Annotated in this window: 4 protein-coding genes; 2 read left to right on the forward strand and 2 right to left on the reverse strand. The window is 44.2% G+C overall.

Annotated features, from left to right (window positions below):
- Positions 1 to 199: 199 nt before the first annotated feature.
- Positions 200 to 1,951: an ABC transporter ATP-binding protein gene (locus LC586_RS39610; RefSeq protein ID WP_229491246.1), complete on the reverse strand. Its 1,752-nt coding sequence runs from the start codon at positions 1,949 to 1,951 to the stop codon at positions 200 to 202.
- A 119-nt stretch (positions 1,952 to 2,070) separates the two neighbouring features.
- Between LC586_RS39610 and LC586_RS39615 the strand changes: the two genes are divergently transcribed.
- Positions 2,071 to 2,244 (forward strand): hypothetical protein, encoded by a 174-nt coding sequence (locus LC586_RS39615; RefSeq protein ID WP_229491247.1) that lies wholly within the window; start codon positions 2,071 to 2,073, stop codon positions 2,242 to 2,244.
- 196 nt (positions 2,245 to 2,440) lie between these two features.
- Here the strand turns inward: LC586_RS39615 and fraI are convergent, their stop codons facing one another.
- Positions 2,441 to 3,097 carry a septal nanopore formation protein FraI gene (gene fraI, locus LC586_RS39620; protein ID WP_229491248.1) on the reverse strand — a complete coding sequence of 219 codons (657 nt, stop codon included), beginning with the start codon at positions 3,095 to 3,097 and terminating at the stop codon, positions 2,441 to 2,443.
- 413 nt (positions 3,098 to 3,510) lie between these two features.
- Here fraI and galE point away from each other — a divergent pair, with 413 nt between their 5' ends.
- A complete protein-coding gene (galE, locus tag LC586_RS39625) occupies positions 3,511 to 4,509 on the forward strand; it encodes a UDP-glucose 4-epimerase GalE (protein WP_229491249.1) in 999 nt (332 codons plus the stop codon).
- Positions 4,510 to 4,637: the final 128 nt, after the last annotated feature.

A 4,637-nucleotide genomic window follows, 5' to 3' on the forward strand; every position in this document is an offset into this window, starting at 1 on the left:
TTTGCTCGTTTCCTCCATGTTCTCCTCTCTTGCCTACGGCATTGGTCGGAGAACTGTCGTCAACTCACTCGCATTCATCCCACACTCCTAAGAGTGAGATGTGGGACTTCTGCTCAAAGAGTTAAAAGCCTTTGTAGAGACTAGCAATTGCTAGTCTCTGCACCCAGATTCATACATTTAATCAGCAACGCCTAAAATTTTAATGGAGTAATTCTTCAACTTGATGCTGGCTCCACAAAGTTCTATATAAACCCTTTTTTTCCAACAGCTGTAAGTGATTGCCTATCTCGACAATTTTTCCCTTTTCCATCACAAAAATTCGGTCAGCAGCCGCCGCCGCAGATAATTGATGCGTAATGAAAATTACTGTTTTGCGTGTACTACCACCAGAGAGATTTTTAAGGATTTGCGTGGCTGTTTGATTATCCACACTAGAGAGGGCATCATCCAAAATTAATACTGGAGCATTGACTAGCATAGCCCTAGCTAAGGCAGTACGTTGTCGTTGACCGCCAGAAAGAGTAATACCGCGTTCACCAACAAGGGTTTCGTATTGCTGGGGAAAATTGTTAATTTCTGATTCAATTTGGGCAAGTTTAGCGACAGATTCTATCTGCTCTTGTTCGCTAACTGGATCGCCGTAGCGGATATTATTTTTGATTGTAGTGCTAAATAGAAAACTATCTTGAGGAACGTAGGCGATCGCACCTCGCAAATCTCCCAAAGCTATCTTAGTAATATCCACCCCATCTAAAAACAATTGTCCTGATTCAATATCCAATAAGCGCGGCAAAGCATTTGCCAAAGTGGATTTTCCCGAACCAATTGCCCCAACAATGGCCACGGTTTCTCCGGGAGCAATAGTAAAGTTAACATTTTCTAGAGCTGGAGTAGCGGAACCAGGGTAAGTATAGGTGAGATTTTTAGCTGTCACTTCCCCTTTAAGTTCAGCCACAGGTAGATGTATGGCATCGGGTGTGTCTTGAATTTTTGGTGTGACAGAGAGAATAGATTCAAGGCGATCGATACTAACTTCACCCCGTTGGTAGGCCGTAATTGTGAATCCTAAAAGGGCTGTGGGGAAAACTAGACGTTCTACATAAATTAACAGTGCTAAAAAATCGCCAACCTGAAGCGTCCCAGAAGACATCCGCGCCGCCCCTAGCCAGATGATTACCAACGAGCTGACATTGGCTAGCCCGCCAATTAGCGGAAACAGTGTATTTCGGAGTTTTGCCAGTTCCAGGTTAGCAGTCAATAGCTGCTGATTTTTCTTGGTGAAGGCTCGACGCTCGTTTGCTTCTTGGGCATAAATTTTAATTAAGGCAATGCCACTGATATCCTCTTGGATGAGTTCGCTGATGTCAGAGAGTTGCTCTTGGACTGCTGCTTGTTGTTTGCGTAAGCGATTGCTAAACAGACTCACTAACAAGAGCATAAAAGGGTACACTGCCAGGGAGGCTAGTGTGAGATCCACACTAATCGCTAGCATTACTGGCAGTGTCAGGGCGTAGGCAAATACCGTATTTGCCAAACTCAAGACAGCAAAACCCAACAAACGCTTGATATTGTCCACATCACTGGTAGCCCGACTAATCAAATCGCCAGCAGTATTACTGGCAAAATAAGCCGGCTCCAGCTTGAGTAAGTGTTCAAAAATCCGTTGTTTCAGGTCAAATTCCACTTGACGCCCTACCCCAAATAGCCAAATGCGTGATGCCATCCGCATTAGCCACATCGCCGAACTGAGTAAGACAATGATTACTACGTCATGTAGTATTTGGTTCAAGATGAAGGTTGTGGAGAGTTTGTCAACACCAGCACGAATCAACCAGGGGATATAAACGCCCAGTGCATTGACAGACAACAAAGCGAGAATGCCTAAAGACGCCTCCCGCCAATGGGGACGTAGGTAAGCAATAAGTTTAGCGATTCGTCGAGATTTTGCCATTAAAGCAATTTTGCAACTTTATCATCTTAGATTAACTGCTAGTCCAAGAAGACAGCTATCTAGAGGGAATATCGCTTTTGACATACTCCTCGGCGTAAACGCACTCTTGATTCTAATTCATGGGTAAATTAACAAGAAAGAATTCAGGAGTCAGGAGTCAGAATACCCTTTTAGGGAAGCAAGCTACAGAATTTAATTCTTTGCGGCTGCTATTAGCGCAGCGTAAAGCCTTCTCTACCAGAGGCAACGCCTTCGGCATAGCAACTCTTGGAGACGCTACCGCGAACGCTTAGAGCTAGGGATGAGCGTCACCCGTTCGCTCTTAGCTTTCCCGCAGGTTAGGGTGGATGAATAAACGGGTTTAAATCCCCCAGCAAATTCAAAATTTGGTGGTCTTCTCCCAAAGGGAGACGCCAAAGGCGAACAACCAGTGGCGGGTCTAAATCCCCCACTGATTGCATTCTGAATTCTGACTTCTCTTTTACTTTATTAGCGCTGAACACGCAAGAAGTTGTAAATGTAAGCGAGATAACCTTCCCAAGTTCTTGTTGTAAGTTGCAACGTTTCTGAATTTGGTACAAAGTCTTCAAGCCGTAAACCGCGTGTGCGAATATCTTGAGGATTTCCTTGTTGTAATAGGTAGGGAGGCACTCTCAAATTATAAGAAATAATGCTACCCCCAGTCACATCTGAAATGCCCGCCGCCGTGGTTTGTTGCCCTAATGCCACCAGTGTTCCAGATGTTGGCGTAGCAGTTGCTACATAAGTATCACCTGCCATTGCTAGGGGTGCCCGATAAAGGAAATAGGCGACTGCTGGTGTACTTGCCAACAGCAAAATCGTCAGTGCCCAACCGATTAAGTATCCTCCTGGTTTCTCTATTCCACCTCCTTTGATTTTCTGAGCTGCAAGAATCATCAGTAAAACAGATGCTCCTAGAGGCTTGAGTGGAAAAGATAGCATCCTCCACAAGGATGCTACAGCTGGTTCAGTGGGGTTAAGAAATGATAGGGCTACGATTACTAAAATAACGACTAAGATTGATCGCCCTACAAAACTTCCAGAGGGGTAAAAGCGCTGGAACAGAGAATATACGATAGTGCCAATCAGCAGCCACAGAAGTACTCGGCTTAACAATAGAAACATAGATTAACTCTCAAATTTTCTCGTGCAGTGAGCCAATGTGGTGGTAAGACAGTCCTCCTTGCTTGGGATTTTCACGCCACTTCTCCTGTTCAGAGAAAAAGTGGCTGCCCAAGAGGAACTGTCATGCATGGTTTCCCTGCATAAAACAACTAGCGACTTCTTAGCTATAGCGACGCTAGGAGCGTCACCCGTAAGGGTCAACCTAGAGGTTTTGGGAAATGGATTTATTTTATTGCCAAATTGTAATCGCACTGTTTGACTTAAAATACCTCAAACCTCACACCCAAAGACTACCGTCGTAGTGATTTTAGTGCAATTTTTTGACACTGCGTCGATTATTTATAATTTTCCAGAAGAGTAATATGGTACCGGTAAACTAAATTAATTGAGTAATCGACTGAAAAGGAAAAACTATGTCGCCTGGAAAGCCTACCATTTTGGTAACGGGGGGAGCTGGATATATTGGTTCTCATACGGTGCTTGCTTTGAAACAAGCGGGTTATAACGTTGTCATAATTGATAATCTGGTCTATGGGCATCGTGACCTGGTAGAGAAGGTTTTACAGGTAGAACTGATAGTAGGGGATACAGGCGATCGCGCCTTGCTTGATCATCTATTTAAAACCCACGATATTGCTGCTGTGATGCACTTTTCTGCTTATGCCTACGTAGGAGAATCGGTGACTGACCCGGCTAAATACTACCGCAATAACGTTGTTGGTACTTTGACCCTGTTGGAAGCGATGCTGACGGCATCTGTGAAGAAATTTGTCTTTTCTTCTACTTGTGCCACCTACGGTGTACCAGAATTTGTACCCATTCCAGAAAACCATCCCCAAAATCCGATTAATCCATACGGTGCTACAAAGCTTATGGTTGAGCGGATTCTCTCTGATTTTGATGTTGCTTACGGTTTTAAATCAGTGCGTTTCCGCTATTTTAATGCTGCTGGTGCTAATCCCAGTGGGTTACTTGGCGAGGATCACAACCCAGAAACCCATTTGATTCCCTTGGTGCTGATGACAGCTTTAGGCAAACGAGAATCCATCTCAATTTTCGGCACTGATTACCCTACGCCTGATGGTACTTGTATTCGTGATTATATTCATGTTAACGATTTAGCAGATGCCCATATTTTGGGATTGGAATATTTATTAAAAGGTAGCGATAGCGAAGTTTTCAATTTAGGTAATGGCAGTGGTTTCTCTGTCAGAGAAGTAATTGCAGCTGCTGAACAGGTGACAGGAATTTCCATACCAGTAGAAGAACGCGATCGCCGTCCTGGTGATCCCCCAATTCTCATTGGCACCAGCGATAAAGCTAGAACAATCTTAGGCTGGCAACCTCAGTATCCATCCATCAAAGATATTGTCGCTCACGCGTGGCAGTGGCATCAAAAGCGACACAAATAAAAGTTTGGAGTTTGGAGTTTGGAGTTAGGAGTTAGGAGTTTGGAGTTTGGAGTTTGGAGTTTGGAGTTTGGAGTTTGGAGTTTGGAGTTTGGAGTTTGGAGTTTGGAGTTTGGAGTTTGGAGTTTGGA

It is taken from the genome of Nostoc favosum CHAB5714 (genome assembly GCF_020829495.1).
Classification (GTDB): domain Bacteria; phylum Cyanobacteriota; class Cyanobacteriia; order Cyanobacteriales; family Nostocaceae; genus Nostoc; species Nostoc favosum.